Annotated in this window: 17 protein-coding genes; 11 read left to right on the top strand and 6 right to left on the bottom strand. The window is 66.5% G+C overall.

Going from position 1 to position 16611, the window contains the following annotated elements; all coding sequences use genetic code 11:
- Nucleotides 1-8: 8 nt before the first annotated feature.
- From ACFFJ6_RS04125 to ACFFJ6_RS04145, 5 genes are all read right to left on the bottom strand, one after another.
- Nucleotides 9-953 carry a carbon-nitrogen hydrolase family protein gene (locus ACFFJ6_RS04125; RefSeq protein WP_378384642.1) on the bottom strand — a complete coding sequence of 315 codons (945 nt, stop codon included), beginning with the start codon at nucleotides 951-953 and terminating at the stop codon, nucleotides 9-11.
- Between the two features lie 11 nt (nucleotides 954-964).
- Complete coding sequence (locus ACFFJ6_RS04130) at nucleotides 965-1588, bottom strand: flavin reductase family protein (RefSeq protein ID WP_378385724.1); 624 nt, start codon at nucleotides 1586-1588, stop codon at nucleotides 965-967.
- A gap of 163 nt (nucleotides 1589-1751) precedes the next feature.
- Nucleotides 1752-2807, bottom strand: a complete 1056-nt coding sequence (locus tag ACFFJ6_RS04135; protein ID WP_378384644.1) for an ABC transporter substrate-binding protein — start codon at nucleotides 2805-2807, stop codon at nucleotides 1752-1754.
- A 3-nt stretch (nucleotides 2808-2810) separates the two neighbouring features.
- Nucleotides 2811-3665, bottom strand: coding sequence for an ABC transporter ATP-binding protein (locus tag ACFFJ6_RS04140; protein ID WP_378384647.1), 855 nt, complete (start codon nucleotides 3663-3665; stop codon nucleotides 2811-2813).
- Between the two features lie 9 nt (nucleotides 3666-3674).
- Entirely contained in the window at nucleotides 3675-4508 is an 834-nt protein-coding gene (locus ACFFJ6_RS04145; protein WP_378384650.1) for an ABC transporter permease, read from the bottom strand.
- 229 nt (nucleotides 4509-4737) lie between these two features.
- Here ACFFJ6_RS04145 and ACFFJ6_RS04150 point away from each other — a divergent pair, with 229 nt between their 5' ends.
- The 4 genes from ACFFJ6_RS04150 (at nucleotide 4738) to ACFFJ6_RS04165 (ending at nucleotide 8685) form a co-directional block, all read left to right on the top strand.
- A complete protein-coding gene (locus ACFFJ6_RS04150; protein ID WP_378384652.1) occupies nucleotides 4738-5544 on the top strand; it encodes a TrmB family transcriptional regulator in 807 nt (268 codons plus the stop codon).
- Between the two features lie 124 nt (nucleotides 5545-5668).
- Nucleotides 5669-6814, top strand: a complete 1146-nt coding sequence (locus tag ACFFJ6_RS04155) for an ABC transporter ATP-binding protein (protein ID WP_378384655.1) — start codon at nucleotides 5669-5671, stop codon at nucleotides 6812-6814.
- Nucleotides 6815-6824: 10 nt separating this feature from the next.
- Nucleotides 6825-7742, top strand: coding sequence for an ABC transporter permease (locus ACFFJ6_RS04160; RefSeq protein WP_378384657.1), 918 nt, complete (start codon nucleotides 6825-6827; stop codon nucleotides 7740-7742).
- A 142-nt stretch (nucleotides 7743-7884) separates the two neighbouring features.
- The gene (locus ACFFJ6_RS04165) at nucleotides 7885-8685 is read left to right on the top strand and encodes an ABC transporter permease (RefSeq protein WP_378384660.1); all 801 of its coding nucleotides are present in this window, start codon (nucleotides 7885-7887) and stop codon (nucleotides 8683-8685) included.
- A gap of 123 nt (nucleotides 8686-8808) precedes the next feature.
- Here ACFFJ6_RS04165 and ACFFJ6_RS04170 read toward each other — a convergent pair whose 3' ends face one another.
- Nucleotides 8809-10776 carry an AsmA family protein gene (locus tag ACFFJ6_RS04170; RefSeq protein WP_378384662.1) on the bottom strand — a complete coding sequence of 656 codons (1968 nt, stop codon included), beginning with the start codon at nucleotides 10774-10776 and terminating at the stop codon, nucleotides 8809-8811.
- Between the two features lie 200 nt (nucleotides 10777-10976).
- Between ACFFJ6_RS04170 and ACFFJ6_RS04175 the strand changes: the two genes are divergently transcribed.
- From ACFFJ6_RS04175 to ACFFJ6_RS04205, 7 genes are all read left to right on the top strand, one after another.
- Nucleotides 10977-11693: a CoA transferase subunit A gene (locus ACFFJ6_RS04175; RefSeq protein WP_378384665.1), complete on the top strand. Its 717-nt coding sequence runs from the start codon at nucleotides 10977-10979 to the stop codon at nucleotides 11691-11693.
- A gap of 11 nt (nucleotides 11694-11704) precedes the next feature.
- Nucleotides 11705-12355, top strand: coding sequence for a CoA transferase subunit B (locus ACFFJ6_RS04180; RefSeq protein WP_378384667.1), 651 nt, complete (start codon nucleotides 11705-11707; stop codon nucleotides 12353-12355).
- Nucleotides 12356-12575: 220 nt separating this feature from the next.
- Nucleotides 12576-13490 (top strand): LysR family transcriptional regulator, encoded by a 915-nt coding sequence (locus tag ACFFJ6_RS04185; protein WP_378384670.1) that lies wholly within the window; start codon nucleotides 12576-12578, stop codon nucleotides 13488-13490.
- Nucleotides 13491-13592: 102 nt separating this feature from the next.
- Nucleotides 13593-14651, top strand: coding sequence for an ABC transporter substrate-binding protein (locus ACFFJ6_RS04190; RefSeq protein ID WP_378384672.1), 1059 nt, complete (start codon nucleotides 13593-13595; stop codon nucleotides 14649-14651).
- 14 nt (nucleotides 14652-14665) lie between these two features.
- Complete coding sequence (locus ACFFJ6_RS04195; protein WP_378384675.1) at nucleotides 14666-15352, top strand: isochorismatase family protein; 687 nt, start codon at nucleotides 14666-14668, stop codon at nucleotides 15350-15352.
- Nucleotides 15353-15381: 29 nt separating this feature from the next.
- Complete coding sequence (gene rutC, locus ACFFJ6_RS04200; RefSeq protein WP_378384677.1) at nucleotides 15382-15768, top strand: pyrimidine utilization protein C; 387 nt, start codon at nucleotides 15382-15384, stop codon at nucleotides 15766-15768.
- 2 nt (nucleotides 15769-15770) lie between these two features.
- Nucleotides 15771-16610 (top strand): ABC transporter permease, encoded by an 840-nt coding sequence (locus ACFFJ6_RS04205; protein WP_378384680.1) that lies wholly within the window; start codon nucleotides 15771-15773, stop codon nucleotides 16608-16610.
- Nucleotide 16611: the final 1 nt, after the last annotated feature.

Raw genomic sequence — 16611 nt, forward strand, 5'->3', positions numbered from 1 at the left:
CGAGACGGTTACGCCTTCACCGCAGCCTGGTCGCCGAACGCGACCGGCGTCTGCGGTCGTTCATCGACGAGCAGCTTGAACAGGTCCGGCCGCGAATAGTGGCCGACCGCGTCGAAATCGAGCGTGGCGCCGAGGATGGCGTCGGTGTCGATGTCGGCAGTGAGGATGCCTTCCTCGTCGAGCAGCGGACCAGCGAGGATTTCGCCGAGCGGCCCGACGATCACCGAGCGGCCGTGCATCATCCACTCGTCCGGGCCGGCGTCGATCCGGCTGGCATAGTCGCCCGGGAAGTCCGAGCGGCGCATCACCTGGCAGGCGCCGATCACGAAGCAGCGGCCTTCGAGCGCGATGTGGCGCATGGTGGCGATCCAGCTCTCGCGGTCGTCGGCGGTCGGCGCGGCCCAGATCTGCACGCCCTTGGCGTAGTACGCCGCGCGCATCAGCGGCATGTAGTGCTCCCAGCAGATCGCGCCGCCGAGCCGGCCATAGGGCGTGTCGACCACGGTGAGTGTCGAGCCGTCGCCGAAGCCCCACACCAGCCGCTCCGAACCGGTCGGCATGATCTTGCGGTGGATGCCGAGCAGGCCGGTGGGGGCGAGATACAACGCGGTGCAATACAACGTTCCGCCCTCGCGCTCGATCACACCGACGACTGCATGGATGTCGTGCTGCGCACAGGCAGCCACGAGCTGATCGACCTCCGGGCCCGGAATGCTGATCGAGCCACGCACGTAGCGAGCGAAATCCGCGCGGCCTTCCGGCGTGCGGCGGCCGATGGCGCAGCCGAAGTCGAGGCCTTTCGGATAGCCGCCGATAAAGGCTTCCGGAAACACCGCGATCTGCACGCCCTTGGCGGCGGCCTCCCCGAGCAGCGATACGGTGCGGGCGGTCGCGGCCGCGGCGTCGAACGGAATGGTGGTCGCCTGAACGGCCGCGACTTTCAATTTGGCCATTTGCTGAGTCCTTATGATGCGGTGGTGGGCGTGATCTGCGCGTCCCGCCACAGCGGACGGTCGAGATCGAACAGATCGCGGGTGCGGGTGTAGGCCGACGCGCCGTGCATGCGGCCGACGAGATCGAGCGCCGCAGGGTCGACGCGCGGGCGCTCCGGATCTCCGGTCAGAACATGCTGGGCGTAGTGTGCATGCAGCACCTCGCCGACCACCATCACCTGGCCGGGGCCGGTGTCGAGCCAATGGGTACGGCGGCATTCGAACGCGACCGGCGAGGCGGCGATGCGCGGCGGTGCGATGGCGACACTCGGCAGAGTGTCCAATCCGGCAAGATCGAGCTCGTCCACTTCCGGCGGAGCCTCGACGCAGGTCGCATTCATCGCCCCGACAAGACCGAACGGCACGAGGTTGACGACGAACTCGCCGGTGGCGCGGATATTCGCGGCCGTATCCTTCGGCGCGTCGGGCCGCGCCAGAACGCCGAGCGCGACTACCGGCCGGTCCGAGCCGAACATGTTGAAGAACGAGTACGGCGCCGCGTTGATGCAGCCGTCGAGCGACCGCGTGACGACCCAGGCGATCGGGCGCGGCATGATGGTCGAGGCCATCAGCCGATAGCGATCCGCGCCGGACATCTGCGCGAAGTCGAAATGACGCTGTGGCTTTGATACCAAGTCGTGCAAGTCTCTCACTCGCGGTTTTCGTCATGGCCGGGCTCGTCCCGGCCATCCACGTTCTGAGTCGCGGTCGTGCAAGCGTCGATGGCCGGCACAAGGCCGGCCATGACGGCTCATCCGATCAGGCTCGCGTGATCTTCACGCTCTTGGGGTCGAAGCCCTTCGCGGCGGCTTCCTTGTCGACTTCGCTGGCGATGGTGGTGTCGACGAACTTGCTGACGTCGGGTACGCGCGGCAGCAGCTTGTTTTCGACGCCCCACTTGCCGAGCAGGTCCATCTTGGCGATCTGCGCCGGGGTCAGCGTCGCCTTGATGTCGGTGTAGGTCTTGGCGCTCCACGCCGGATCGTAGCTCGACGCCTTCTCCAGCACTTCGACCGGGATGTTCTTGGCCGGCTCCAGCGTGCGGAACCAGCCGTTGACGAGGTCGTGGTTCTGGCTGGCGAAGAACAGCGCTTCGGAGTTCGCCTTCAGCATCCGCTTCAGCACCGCGGGGCGGTCCTTGAAGAAGCGGTTGTTGGCGGCGAGCACGATGACCGGCGTGACGTTCTGCGACACGACTTGCGCGTGGCCGGCGTTCTCGAAGAACGACACGAACGGATCGTAGGTGAAGAACGCGTCGATGCGCTGCGCGCCGACCGCGTCGGCGAGTTCGGCGGGGCCGACATTGACGAAGGTGACGTCTTTGCCTGGCACCAGCCCGGCCTTCGACACGGCCTCCTGCGCGTTCTGGAACGCGGTGATGCCGAAGGTGCCGAAGATCTGCTTGCCCTTGAGGCCGGCCAGATCGGTGATGCCGGACTTCTTGGTGGTGAGCACCGCCGAGCGGAAGATCGCCTGCGACGACACGGTGGTGACGGGCGCGCCGATCGCCATGGTGGTGACGGCGGCGAAGTCGGACAGCGTGCCGATATCGGCGGCGCCGGAGACCAGCGCTTCGGTGATCGCCGGCGAGGCGGCGAGCTGGATCATCTCCATCTTGAGGCCGTTGCGTTCCGCGATGTCGGTGCGGATCAGCACATGGGCGATCTGGGCCGACACCGTGGTGGTGTTGAACCAGGCCATCTTGACGACGTCGGTCTGCTGGGCGCGCAGGATCGAGGGCGCCGCGAGCGGCAGGGTGGCGGCAAAGCCGGCGGCGAGCTGTCCGAAGCGGCGGCGCGATACATTGATTGTCACGGCTTAGTCCCCTTTTTGCCATTCAGGCTTCAGCGTCTCCCAGAGGTCTTTGACCGTGGAGACGAACCATGGATCGGAACGCATTTCGGCGGTGCGCGGCCGCGGCAGCGGCACCAGCACCTCGTCGCGCACCCGGCCGGGGCGCGGGCTCATCACCACGACGCGGTCGGCGAGGAACACCGCCTCGTCGATGCCGTGGGTGACGAAGATGACGGTCTTGCCGGCCTCGGTGGAGATGCGGGCGATTTCTTCCTGCAGCAGCACGCGGGTCTGCGCGTCGAGTGCGCCGAACGGCTCGTCCATCAGCAGGATGTCGGGATCGGGCGCCAGCGCGCGGGCGATCGCGGCGCGCTGCTTCATGCCGCCGGACATCTGGTGGGGATATTTGTCTTCGAAGCCGGAGAGGTGAACGGTCTTGATCAGCGCGCGGGCGATCTCGGCGCGCTGCGCCTTCGGCATGCCCTTCGCCTTGAGGCCGAACTCGACGTTCTGCTGCACCGTCATCCAGCCGAACAGCGCGTAGTCCTGAAACACCACGGTGCGCGAGGCGTCGGGTTTCGAGATCGGCCGGCCGTTCTGCAGGATCTGGCCGCTCGAGGCCGATTGGAAGCCGGCGATGATGCTGAGCAGCGTCGACTTTCCGCAGCCCGACGGGCCGAGCAGCGAGATGAACTCGCCTTTCTTGATACGCAGCGACACACCGTCGAGCGCGATCACCGCCTGGTGGGTCGTCTTGGAGTCGTAGACCTTGCCGACATTGCGGATGTCGATCTGGACGTCTGCGGCTGCGGCGCGGGTGTCGGAGGCCGGCGCGGCAGCGGGGATAGCTGGAGTTGCCAATGCGAGATTTGCGGTCATGGGTTTGCCTCAGCTGCGCTCGGAAGGAGCCCACGCGTTCACGCGCCGCTCGATGCGTTCAAGAATGGCGGACATCGCGAAGCCGATCAGTCCGATCGTCACCATGCCGGCGACGACGTTGTTGATCTGGAAGAGCATGCGCGACTGCTGGATCAGGTAGCCGAGGCCGGTCTGGGCGGCGATCAGCTCGGCGGTGACGACGCACATCCAGCCGACGCCGAGCGCGATGCGCAGGCCGGGCAGGATGATCGGCAGCGAGGCCGGGATCAGTACGTCGGTGAACAGCTGCCAGGGCTTGGCGCCGAGGCACAGCGCGGCGTTCATCTGGTTGCGGTCGAGGCCGCGGATCGCCGTGTAGGTGGCGATGAACACCGGGAAGACGGCGCCGAGGAAGACCAGGAAGTAGGAGGCGGCGTCGCCAAGCCCGAACCACAGGATGGTGATCGGGATCCAGGCCAGCGGCGGGATCGGCCGCAGCGCCTCGATCACCGGCCGCACATAGTCGGACACGGTGCGCCACCAGCCGCAGAGCAGGCCGAGCGCCAGGCCGACGATGCAGGCCAGCAGGAAGCCGACCGCAACGCGCTGCAGGCTGGCGCCGAGATGCACCCACAAGGAGCCGTCGATCGCCATCTGCCACAGCGCCTGGGCGATCGCGAAAGGCGAGGGCAGCAGGAAGCCGTCGACCAGGCCGAATTGGGTGATCGCCTGCCAGATCGCGAAGAAGGCCGTCAGGCCGACGGCGGCGCGCATCGGGCGGCCCGAAAAGGCGTTCTGCAGCATCGTGGTTCGTGGCCCTGTTTTCTCGACCGGCAGGCGGCCCGCATCGGCTTCCGCTTCCATCTGCACTGCTCCTTTGGTCGTGCGCTCCACAGCGAGGCACCGTCACAACATGAATATGTCGGACATTTCCGTCAATCGAGAATCGAAGGCGTGAGGAATACAAATCAGGCATAACCGCAAAAAATCTGCATATAGTGACGCCATTTGCCGGCATGGCGAGCAAAGCGGCCAAAAAGAGCTATGAAATGTCGGAAAAATCCGACAATAGACCTTCCGGTCCGGATCGGACATGGTCGGCCTGCCTGCGGTGTGGGGAACGATGGTGGATATCGAAGCGAAACTGGCCCGGATCGGCATCACGGGGTCGCTCTACAAGTTGTATCTGACCGCCGTCGGCCTCGGCGGTGCGTCGGTGACGGCGGTCGCCGCCAAGGCGGGCCTGCCGCGCACCACGGCGCATGACGCGCTGGCCAAGCTGGAGGCCGAAGGGCTGGTCCGCTTCGTCGACCACGGCAAGCGGCGCTTCGTGGTCGCGCAGGAGCCCGGCATCCTGCTGGAGCGGCTCGAGGCGCGGCGGCAGATGCTCGAAGACGTCATGCCGGTGCTGCGCTCGATGTACCACCACGAGAGCGGCCAGCCGAACGTGCGCTTTCACCCGGGCCCCGAGGGCATCCGCACCACGCTGTGGGACACGCTGTCGGGTGGCGACAAGGTGCTGCGCGCGACGCTGTCGATGCGCGAACTGATGGCCGAGCCCGGCCTGGAGGAAATGGAGCGTTACCTACAGGAGCGCGCCCGCCGCGGCATCTGGCTGCGGGTCATCCGCTCGGTCGAGCGCGATATCGCGCCGATCTGGCCGTCGAGCCAGGAGCTGTGCCGCGAGCTGCGCTACGCGCCGCCCGAACACACGCTGTCGATGACCTGCTTCATCTACGGCAACAAGGTCTGCCTGATCTCGTCGGCGCGGGAGAGCTACGGCCTGATCATCGACAGCGCCGAGTTCGCGGCGTTTCAGGCGTCGATGTTCGACGCGATGTGGAGCCTGAGCTCGCCCGACACGCAGCCGGCGATCCTGACACCCGACGCCGAGGACTGACGCACGCGCCCGGGCGCCACGCGGCGTACCGAGCCCGCGCGCCGCGGCTGTTGAGCCGCCCGCGATTGGCCGCTACAGCTTTGCGGTTCTGATCGGATCGGGATGGGGGCGGATACCGGGGATTATGACTGAGCACGCTGGGGATGCCACGCCGGCCGAGATCGCCGGCGCGCCGCTGTTGCGGATCGAGGCGGTGGAGAAGCGCTTCGGCGGCTTCGTCGCGGTGGACGGGCTGTCGCTCGACATCAAGGCCGGCGAATTCTTCGCGCTGCTCGGGCCGAGCGGTTGCGGCAAGACTACGCTGCTGCGAATGCTCGCCGGCTTCGAGACGTCGGACAGCGGCCGCATCCTGCTCGGCGGCGAGGACATCGCGCCGGTGCTGCCGCACGAGCGCCCCGTCAACATGATGTTCCAGAACTACGCGCTGTTTCCGCATCTGTCGGTGGCGAACAACATCGCGTTCGGGCTGAAGCGCGCCGGTTTGCCGCGCAAGGAGATCAAGCAGCGCGTCGCCGAGATGGTCGCGCTGGCGAAGCTCGAAGGCATGGAGAAGCGACGACCCGATCAGCTCTCCGGCGGCCAGCAGCAGCGCGTCGCGCTGGCCCGCGCGCTGGCGCGGCGGCCGAAGCTGCTGCTACTCGACGAGCCGATGGCGGCGCTGGACAAGAAATTGCGTGAAAACACCCAGCTCGAACTGATCGCGCTGCAGAAGAAGCTCGGCACCACCTTCGTGATCGTCACTCACGATCAGGACGAGGCGATGACGGTGGCGGACCGCATCGGCGTGATGCGGGCCGGCAAGCTCGAACAGGTCGCGACCCCGCGCCGGCTGTACGAGACGCCGGCGTCGCGCTGGGTCGCGGAGTTCGTCGGCGACGTCAACATCCTGGACGGCAACGTCACGTCGCGCGAGCACGGCCGCCTGACCGTGGCGACCAGCGACGCCGGCGCGGTGACCGCGACGGCGCCGTCGCAGCCGACCGACGCGACCTCGGTCGCGGTCGCGATCCGGCCCGAGAAGATCAAGCTGTCGCGCCGCGGCCCCGCGGCCAATCCCGGCCATGCCGACGCGATCAACCGGCTTGCCGGCGAGATTGTCGAGGTCGGCTATGTCGGCGGGCTGACCAGCTACAAGGTTCGGCTCGACGCCGGAGCCGTGCTGCAGGCCAAGATGGCCAACACCACGCGGCTCGACAGCGACGTGTACCAGACCGGCCAGCACGTCGTGGCGTGGTTCGCGCCGGACGATTGCGTGGTGCTGGACAAATGAGGGTAGGGCGATGAGCGGCGCTCGCGAAATCTTCACACGCCCGGCGCGGCTGGCGGTGATCGCGCCCTATCTGTGGATGGCGCTGTTCTTCCTGGTGCCGTTCGGCTTCGTGGTGAAGATCAGCCTGTCGCAGAGCGCGATCGCGCAGCCGCCTTACACCCCGGTGTTCGATCTCGCAGCCGGCTGGGACGCACTGACGGCGGCGTTCGCGGCGCTGTCGCTCGACAATTTCCGGCTGCTGATCTCGGACAATCTCTACGTGCTGTCCTATCTGCGCAGCCTCGTCGTCGCGGCGGTGTCGACCGCGATCCTGCTGCTGATCGGCTACCCGATCGCCTATGCGATGGCGCGGCTGCCGCGCGGCTGGCAGCCCTTGGCGATGATGCTGGTGATCGTGCCGTTCTGGACCTCCTTCCTGATCCGGATCTACGCCTGGATCAACATCCTCCAGCACGACGGCCTGCTCAACACCACGCTGCTGGCGCTGCATCTGATCTCGGCACCGCTGGTGTGGCTGTCGACCGATACCGCGATGTATATCGGCATCGTCTATTCCTATCTGCCGTTCATGGTGCTGCCGCTGTACGCGACGCTGGCCAAGCTGCCGCATTCGCTGTCGGAAGCCGCGGCCGATCTCGGCGCGTCGCCACGGCGCGCGTTCTGGCTGGTGACGTTTCCACTGTCGCTGCCCGGCATCGGCGCCGGCGTGCTGCTGTGTTTCATCCCGATCGTCGGCGAGTTCGTGATCCCCGATCTGCTCGCCGGCTCCGGCTCGCAGATGATCGGCCAGACGCTATGGCTGGAATTCTTCACCAACCGCGACTGGCCGGTCGCCTCCGCGATCGCCGTCGTCCTGCTCGGCGTCCTGCTGCTGCCGCTCCTGATCTACGAACGCCTGCAGCGGCGACAGCTGGAGGGAGGGCGGTGATGAGACCGATCGCGACGCTTCTTGCTCCCCTCCCCCTTGCGGGGAGGGGTCGGGGGTGGGGGTCCACAACGGAAGCCTTTCCTCGTGGCTACCCCCCACCCCGACCCTCCCCCGCAAGGGGGGAGGGAGAAGGCGGTGCGCCATGAAACTCTCCCGCTTTAACCTCGTCTCGCTGACGCTCGGGCTGGCGTTTCTGTATCTGCCGATCGTCATCATGGTGATCTACTCGTTCAACGACTCGCGCCTGGTGACGGTGTGGGGCGGCTGGTCGCTGCGCTGGTATCGCGAGCTATTCCAAGACGAGGCGATGCTCGCCGCGGCGTGGATGAGCCTGCGCGTCGCGCTCGCCTCGGCGACGGCGGCGGCGGTGCTTGGCACGCTGGCGGCGGTGGCGTTGTCGCGCGCCGGCCATTTCCGCGGCCGCACGCTGTTCTCCGGCATGCTGTACGCGCCGCTGGTGATGCCCGAAGTGATCACCGGCCTGTCGCTGCTGCTGCTGTTCGTCGCGCTCAATGCCGAGCGCGGCTTCTGGACGGTGATGATCGCCCACACCACGCTGACGATGTGCTTCGTCGCCGTGGTGGTGCAGTCGCGCCTGCACGCGCTCGACCGCAGCGTCGAGGAAGCCGCGATGGATCTGGGCTGCGGTCCGGTCGAAGCCTTCCTGCGTGCCACCGTGCCGCTGATCTGGCCGGCGATCGCCGCCGGCTGGATGCTGGCCTTCGCGCTGTCGCTCGACGATCTGGTGATCGCCAGCTTCACCACCGGCCCCGGCTCGGCGACGCTGCCGATCCGAATCTACTCGGAGGTGAGGCTCGGGGTGAAGCCGCAGATCAACGCGATCTGCACGCTGATCGTCGCGGTGGTGACGCTGGCCATCGTGATCGCCTCGCTGGCTTCCAAACTGTCGAAGGCCCAGGCCGACAACGCCGCGCCGATGTAAGGGGCGCGCAAACTCCCGTCATTGCGAGGAGCGCAGCGACGAAGCAATCCAGCGTAGTGCGCGGGGGGTGGATTGCTTCGCTGCGCTCGCAATGACGGAGCCGAATGAGCAGCGACGAACTGATCAGTTCGCCTTCGGCGCGGCATCGGGCGTCGCCGCGGCCGGTGCGTCTGCCGAAGGTTCGGCGGCGGCGTCCGGCTCGGGCTTGCGGCCGCCGCCGGTGATGCGTTCCAGCACCGAGCGCACCGCGTCGCGGGTCTTCTTGTCCTTCACCGCGTCGAGCAGCGGCGCCGAGGCGGGCGAGCGGCGGATCAGGCTTTCCGGGTCGGGGAAGATCAAAGGATCGTCCCACGGGCCCTCGACGATGAAGGGCAGGTTGAAGCCGGGTGCGCCGGGCGTGTTGGCGAGGCTGGCGACGCCCTTCAGGTCGTATTCGCGCGACGGCACCGAGGCGGTGCCGGTCAGCGAGATTCGCGCGGTCGGGCCTTCGATCCGGATGTCGTCGGCGGTGGCGACGCCGTCGCTGAACCGCACCGCGACGTTGAGGCTGGTGAACGGCGTCTTGCCGTTGCGGAAATTGCCGCCGCCGGACAGCGGCCGGCGCTCCAGCCGCTTCAGCAATTGTTCGACGTTGAAGCCGGTGATGGCGCCGTCATGGCCGGTGAGCAGCGCCGAGCCGTCGAGCGACTGGGCGAGGCCGAACGGGCTCGATCCGGAGGCTTCCAGCGCGATGCTGAGATTGCCGCGGCCCGACAGATTGCGCACGCCGAGCAGGTCGGAGGCGCAGGCTTCGAGATCGACGTCCCTGAACTGGAACTGGGTCTTGATGTTGGCGACGTTGTCGCGGCGTGACACGCCGAGCGTGCCCTGCACGATGCCGCCATAGACCTGCGCCTCGCCGACGCTGAGCGCCAGCGCGCCGCCGCGCAGATTGGCGCTGAGCGCGGTGCGTCCCAGCGTCGAGGAGCCGAGCAAGACCTTGGCGGCGGACAGCCGCACGTCGAGATCGACCGGGTTGGCGGAGCCGAGATCGAACAGCTGCCGGTTCCAGTCGCGCGCGCCACTGGCCAGCAGACGGATCGTCGAGATGTAGGGCGTGGCGTCGATCGAGCCGGCGGCAAGCGTCGCCTGCAGGCCCTGATGGCCGCCGGCGATGGTGTAGGTCATCACGCCTTCGGCGACGTTCTTGTCGAGCTCGATATTGACGTTGGTGAGCGCCACCGAAGGCCCGACCAGATTGGCGCGCGCCTTCATGGCGAAGCGGCCGAAGCCGCCGGCGCCGGGGGGCTCCTGTCCGGCCCAGCGCAGCGCGTTGCGCAGCGAGGCCGAGTCGGCCGAGAGCGTGCCTTCCAGCACCAGGCTCGACTTGTTGCCGATCACGCCGTCGAACGCGATCTTCATCGGCGCGCCGGCGAGCCGCAGCTTGAGACCGGAGCGTTCGCCCGCCAGAGCGGCGATGAAGTCGTTGACGCTGATACTGCCGTCGATGCGCTCGCCGCGCCAGTCGAACTGGCCGGCGGCCGCAAAGGTGCGGGAGATCGACGGCCACGCCAGTGACAGGTCGATATCGCTGATCGTTTCGAGGACATGACCGGCATCGTCGCGATAGCTGAGTACGCCGTCCTGCAGCCGGATCTCGGAGAACGACACCTGGTCGTCGAGGCCCGGCTTCATCGTCCGCGTCAGGCTCTTGATGAAAGGCGTCCAGTTGCTGCCGCCGTCGGCGTCGCGAACGACGCTGATGGTCGGCTGGATCAGCGCGATATCGGCGATCTCGAAGCGGCGCAGCAGCAGCGGCAGCAGCCGCAGATTGGCGGTGAGCGTATCGACGCTGAGCGCGCTGTCGGGGCCGCCGTCGCCATTGCCCTTCAGCCGCACCGACTTGAATGTCACGTAACTGCGCGGAAACACCGAGACATCGATGTCGCCGTCGACCGCCAGATCGAGTCCGGTCGCGGCCCGCAATTGCGACTCCACAGCCTGCCGCATCGCCCCGCGGTCGATCAGCAGCGACAGCACCAGCGCACCGATCACGATTATGGCGATGAACGCCGCAACCGATATCCCGAGGCGCTTGATTCCTTGGGCCATCGCCAATGACTATCCGGATCGATCTGTGGGCAAGGAGGAGGCAGGGCCCGCCGGCCCCTGTTCGGCCGGCAACTTGATCGGTTTTCTTGTCTCTTTCAAGGCCTTCCGGGTCGCAGCATGTGGGCACAATTGACGGCCCGCGCCGATTTTGCTGAATAGACCCACTCGCAGAACAGCCCCTCTCATCAGGTCCCTGCTCCATGAACAAGGTTTATCCCGACGCCGAAACGGCACTCGCCGGAATCCTGCGGGACGGCATGATGATCATGTCCGGCGGGTTCGGGCTGTGCGGCATCGCCGAGACGCTGTCCGACGCGCTGCGCGAGTCCGGCGTCAAGGATCTCACGGTCGTGTCGAACAATGCCGGCGTCGATGGCATCGGCCTCTCCAGGCTGCTCGAGACCCGGCAGATCAAGAAGATGATCTCGTCCTACGTGGGCGAGAACAAGCTGTTCGCGCAGCAGTACCTCGCCGGCGAGCTCGAACTGGAATTCTGCCCGCAGGGCACGCTGGCCGAGCGCATCCGCGCCGGCGGCGCCGGCATCCCGGCCTTCTTCACCAAGACCGGCGTCGGCACGCTGGTAGCCGAAGGCAAGGAAATCCGCGAGTTCGACGGCGAGAAGTACGTGATGGAGCGCGGCCTGTTCGGCGACGTCGCGATCGTACACGCCTGGAAGGGCGATACCGCCGGCAACCTCGTGTACCGAAAGACCGCGCGTAACTTCAACCCGATGATGGCCACCGCGGCGAAGATCACCATCGCCGAAGTCGAGCACCTGGTGCCGGCGGGCGAGATCGATCCCGACCACATCCACACGCCGGGCATCTTCGTCCAGCGCATCATCGAAGTCGGCACCGCCAAGAAACACATCGAGCAGCGCACCACGCGCAAGCGCCCCGAAACCGCGGCGAGCTGAGGAGAACACCGATGGCCTGGACCCGCGAACAGATGGCGGCGCGCGCCGCCAAGGAACTGCGCGACGGTTTCTACGTCAATCTCGGCATCGGCATCCCGACGCTGGTGTCGAACTACATCCCCGACGGTGTCGACGTCGTCCTGCAGAGCGAGAACGGCATGCTCGGCATGGGTCCGTTCCCCTACGAGGGTGAGGAAGATCCGGACCTGATCAACGCCGGCAAGCAGACCGTCACCGAATTGCCGTCGACCAGTTACTTCTCATCCGCCGACTCGTTCGCGATGGTCCGCGGCGGCCACATCGATCTGTCGATCCTCGGCGCCATGCAGGTCGCCCAGAACGGCGATCTCGCCAACTGGATGATCCCCGGCAAGATGGTCAAGGGCATGGGCGGCGCGATGGACCTCGTCGCCGGCGTCAAGCGCGTCATCGTGGTGATGGAGCATTCCGCCAAGGACGGCCCGAAGCTGCTCAAGACCTGCAACCTGCCGCTGACCGGCGAGCGCGTCGTCGACATGGTCGTCACCGATCTGGCGGTGTTCACCATCGACAAGCACGGCAACGACGGCATGGCGTTGATCGAACTCGCCGACGGCGTTACGCTCGACGAGGTCAAGGCCAAGACCGAAGCCGACTTCCGGGTGGCGCTGAAGAACGCGTAGTAAGCCGCCGGCGGTTCGCTGGCATTGCCACGCAACAAACGCCGTCATCCTGAGGCGCGAGCGTAGCGAGCCTCGAAGGATGCGGCCGCGCGCGATGCAGTGGCATCGTGCGTGCGGCTCATCCTTCGAGGCGCATCGTACCGGTGCGCACCTCAGGATGACGCTGAATGTGCGGCGCAGATTGGGTGCTTGTGAGGTCTCCTTCATCCGATGAGGTCGCGTGCGCTTTCTGACCCTGCGTTACTTCAACGAGGTCGCCAAGCTCGGCTCGATCCGCAAGGCGGCGGATCGCCTGCACGTCGCGCCGTCCGCGGTCAGCCGGCAGATCGCGCAGCTCGAACACGAACTCGATGCGGTGTTGTTCGAGCGCTCCAAGGTCGGGGTGCAACTCACGCCGGCCGGCGAAGTCCTCGCCCGGCAGAGTAATCGCATCTTTCGCGACCTCGACCGCGCCCGCAACGAGATCGACGATCTGCGTGGCCTGCGCCGCGGCGAGGTTTCGCTGTTCGTGATCGAAGGGCTGGTATCGGGGCTGCTGCCCGATCTGCTCGCCAACTTCCACCACCGCTACCCGGCCGTGACGTTTCGTATCCAGACCGGATCGACCGACCGCATCATCGAGGCGCTGCTCGAGGACGAAGCCGATATCGGCATCACCTTCAACGCGACCCCAAGGCCCGAGATCGAAGTGATCGCCGAGCATGTCGAGCCGATCGCCTGCCTGGTGGCGCCGACGCATGAATTCGCCAACCGCACGTCGCTGACGCTCGACGATATCTGCACTCAGACCATCGCGCTGCCCGAGCACAGTTTCGGTCTGCGCCAGGTGTTCGAACGCGCGATCGCCAAGCGGCAGCGCGCGCCGCAGGTGCTGGTCACCACCAACTCGCTGGAGCTCACCAAGCGAATGGCCGCGACCGGGCAGGTGATCGCCTTCATGCCGGCGCTGACGGTGATCACCGAGCTGCATTCGGACGTGCTCCGGGCGATCCCGATCGCCGATCCAGCCTTCGCGGCCGCCCGCTCCAGCATCAGCATCCATCGCGACCGCCCGCTGCCGCACGCGCCGCAGGAGTTCCTCAAGGCCCTGGCGGACGCCATCCGCGGCCTCTCGAAGACGAGGAAGCCCGGTTGAGGTGTTGCCTTTTCGGCAAGATCACATGACCGATTCTCGACTTTTCGGAACAGACTCTCCGTCCTTAGTCTGGTGCCCACAGGCCCCAACGGAGGACACGTCGTGAAATCTGAGCGCAAAGGCACCAAGCTGTTCACCGGCGCCGCCTCGCGGCGGACCGTCTTGCTGGGCGCGAGTGCAGCCGCCATCGTGGCCGCGTTCGACCGGCTCGGCAGCCCGGCCGCCGCTCAATCGCTGAATGCCATCAAGGTCTCCGAGGCGATCCACCTCGGCATGTACGTGTCCGTCTACGCCGCCAAGCACGGCGGCTTCTTCAAGAAGCACGGCCTCGACGTCGCCGTCAGCTCGGCCGGCGGCATCGCGCTGGCGCTGCCGGTGGTGCTGTCGGGCAACGCCAGCTTCGCCGTCACCGGCGCCGGCATGTCGGTCAACGCCGTCAACGAGGGCGCCAAGGTCAGCAACATCGCCAAGGTGGTCGGCGGCGTCGCGATGTGGGCGGTGGCCAAGCCCGGCACCAAGGTCGGCGGCATCGCCGACTTCAAGGGCAAGACCATTGCAACGCTGCGCTTCCCGTCCTCCACCATCCAGACCCCGACCTTCGCCATGAAGGACCGCGGCGGGTTCGATCCCGAGGCGAGCGGCGTCAAGTTCCTGCAGCTGCCGCAGGGCGCGCAGGCCCAGGCCGTGCTCGACGGCCGCGCCGACTTCGCCACGATGTTCGAATGGGACGTTTCGATCGCCAAGGAGAAGTTCGGCCTCGAACCGGTGTTCGCCTTCGCCGACATCATCGGCCCGCTGTCCTGGACCACCGCGATGACCCAGAAGAGCGTGATCGAGAAGGATCCGGCGATGGTGCAGGCGTTCTGCGACGCGCTCGCCGAGGCGCAGGCGGCGCTGCAGACCGATCGCGAGCTGTTCGTCAAAGCCTCGGTCGCCGAATTTCCGCAGGTCGCGGAATCGGTGATCCGTTCCGCCGCCGGCAATCTGCTCGACAACTCCACTGCCATTCCAAAGAACCCGACCATCTCCAAGGCCGAGTGGGACACCGACATGGCGTTCGAACTCGCCGGCGGCTCGATCAAGTCCGCGCGGCCCTACGAGGAAATGGTCGACAACAGCTTCGCCGAAAAGGCGACCGCCAAAGTCGGCAAGGCCGGCTGAACATCGAGAGCATCATGTCCAAGCAATTGTCCGCCCGGCCCGAAGCCGTCGATCTCGACGCCGCCGCCACCGCGTTGATCGTCGTCGATATGCAGAACGGTTACTGTTCGCCGGGTGGTTACTTCTCGCATCTCGGCGTCGATCTGGCGCCGACACAGAAAGTGATTCCGGCGATCTCCCGCCTGGTATCGGTCGCGCGCAGTGCCGGCATTCAGGTGATCTGGCTGCAGAACGGCTGGGACCCGGAACTGAAGGAAGCCGGCGGACCGCATTCGGTCAATCAGCGCAAGGGCAATTCGCTCAAGCTGATGCGCAGCCGTCCCGACCTCGCCGGCAAGCTGCTGACCCGCGGTGGCTGGGACTACGAGCTGGTCAAGGAGCTGAAACCGGAGCCGGACGATCTGGTGGTGCCGAAGCCGCGCTACAGCGGCTTCGCCGGCACCGCGCTCGACAGCCTGCTGCGCAGCCGCCGCATCGACACGCTGCTGGTGTGCGGCGTCGCGACCAATGTCTGCGTCGAATCCACCATCCGCGACGCGTTCTTCAGGGAGTACTTCCCGATTCTGGTGCGCGACGCCTGCTACCAGGCCGGGCCGGAATTCTGCCAGCAGGCGACGATCTACAATGTCGAGCAGTTCTTCGGCTGGAGTTCGACCGTCGACGACGTCGCCCAGGCGCTCGCCTCCAGCATCGCCGCCTGATTCCCGTTTCTGAAAGACAAGGAGACTCCATGCCGTTCGAAGCCATCATCCCGCCCGGTTCGCCGCCGCCGCTCGCGCCCTACAGCCCCGGCACCAAGGCCGGCGGTTTCATCTACGTGTCCGGCACGCTGGCGATCGGCCCCAAGGGCGAGACCGTCGGCGCCGGTGACGCCACCGCGCAGACCCGCTTCGTGCTGGAGTCGATCAAGTCGGTGATCGAGGCCGGCGGCGGGACGATGAAGGACGTCGTGTTCAACCAGATCTTCCTGAAGGATCTGTCCGACTACGCGGCGATGAATGCCGTCTACAAGGAGTACTTCCCGGAAACTCCGCCGGCGCGCTACTGCATCCAGACTCCGCTGGTGCGCCCGGAATTCCTCGTCGAGATCGCCACCACCGCCTACGTCGGAACCTGATCATGGCCAACGCGGAGATCGTTGGTCGCATGCCCGAGCAGACAGCCGACCGGAAGCCGGCCAAAGCCTCGCAACGCTCGATCTCCGCGCCGTGGTTCGCGCGGGGCAGGATCTTGTTGCTCCAGTTGCTGCTGATCGGCAGCTTCCTGCTGCTGTGGGAAGTCGCGATCCGCGCCGAGTGGATCAAGGTCTATCTGTACGGTCAGCCGACCGGCATCTGGCGCGAACTGGTGAAGGGCTTCACCACCGGCACGCTGCTGAACGACACCTGGGTCACCGCAAAGGAATCGATCCTTGGCTTCCTGATCGGCAGCACCGCCGGCTCGGCGGCCGGTCTGTTGCTGTGGCTGTCGCCGACCGCCGCCGCGGTGCTGCGGCCGCTGCTGATCGCGCTCAACGGCCTGCCGAAGATCGCGTTGGCGCCGCTGATCGTCGTCTGGTTCGGCGTCGGCATCGAATCCAAGATCGCGGTCGCCGCCATCATCACCTTCATCGTCGCGATGATCACCAGCTATGCCGGCACGCAGGAGATCGACGGCGATTATCTGAAAATGCTCAAGGCGCTCGGCGCCAGCCGGATGCAGATGTTCCGCATGGTGATCGTGCCGGGCTCGCTGCCGTGGATCGCCTCGGCGTTCCGCCTCAACATCGGCTTCGCGATGATCGGCGCGGTGGTCGGCGAATACATCTCGGCCGACCAGGGCCTCGGCTATCAGATCTACTACGCCGGTACGCTGTATAACCTCAACGCGGTGTGGGGCGGCATTCTGGCCCTGATGCTGCTGGCAGTGCTGCTCGACAGCGCGGTCGGCTGGGTCGAACGCCGCATGAAGTGGCGCTGAG

Origin of the sequence: Rhodopseudomonas telluris (assembly GCF_042432815.1) — a bacterium.
Classification (GTDB): domain Bacteria; phylum Pseudomonadota; class Alphaproteobacteria; order Rhizobiales; family Xanthobacteraceae; genus Rhodopseudomonas; species Rhodopseudomonas telluris.

Bases quoted from the DNA above. Each gene is read 5' to 3' on its own strand.
- ACFFJ6_RS04125 (WP_378384642.1), bottom strand. From the start codon at position 953: ATGGCCAAATTGAAAGTCGCGGCCGTTCAGGCGACCACCATTCCGTTC.
- ACFFJ6_RS04130 (WP_378385724.1), bottom strand. From the start codon at position 1,588: ATGTCCGGCGCGGATCGCTATCGGCTGATGGCCTCGACCATCATGCCG.
- ACFFJ6_RS04140 (WP_378384647.1), bottom strand. From the start codon at position 3,665: ATGACCGCAAATCTCGCATTGGCAACTCCAGCTATCCCCGCTGCCGCG.
- ACFFJ6_RS04145 (WP_378384650.1), bottom strand. From the start codon at position 4,508: ATGGAAGCGGAAGCCGATGCGGGCCGCCTGCCGGTCGAGAAAACAGGG.
- ACFFJ6_RS04150 (WP_378384652.1), top strand. From the start codon at position 4,738: ATGGTCGGCCTGCCTGCGGTGTGGGGAACGATGGTGGATATCGAAGCG.
- ACFFJ6_RS04155 (WP_378384655.1), top strand. From the start codon at position 5,669: ATGACTGAGCACGCTGGGGATGCCACGCCGGCCGAGATCGCCGGCGCG.
- ACFFJ6_RS04160 (WP_378384657.1), top strand. From the start codon at position 6,825: ATGAGCGGCGCTCGCGAAATCTTCACACGCCCGGCGCGGCTGGCGGTG.
- ACFFJ6_RS04165 (WP_378384660.1), top strand. From the start codon at position 7,885: ATGAAACTCTCCCGCTTTAACCTCGTCTCGCTGACGCTCGGGCTGGCG.
- ACFFJ6_RS04170 (WP_378384662.1), bottom strand. From the start codon at position 10,776: ATGGCCCAAGGAATCAAGCGCCTCGGGATATCGGTTGCGGCGTTCATC.
- ACFFJ6_RS04175 (WP_378384665.1), top strand. From the start codon at position 10,977: ATGAACAAGGTTTATCCCGACGCCGAAACGGCACTCGCCGGAATCCTG.
- ACFFJ6_RS04180 (WP_378384667.1), top strand. From the start codon at position 11,705: ATGGCCTGGACCCGCGAACAGATGGCGGCGCGCGCCGCCAAGGAACTG.
- ACFFJ6_RS04195 (WP_378384675.1), top strand. From the start codon at position 14,666: ATGTCCAAGCAATTGTCCGCCCGGCCCGAAGCCGTCGATCTCGACGCC.
- rutC (WP_378384677.1), top strand. From the start codon at position 15,382: ATGCCGTTCGAAGCCATCATCCCGCCCGGTTCGCCGCCGCCGCTCGCG.
- ACFFJ6_RS04205 (WP_378384680.1), top strand. From the start codon at position 15,771: ATGGCCAACGCGGAGATCGTTGGTCGCATGCCCGAGCAGACAGCCGAC.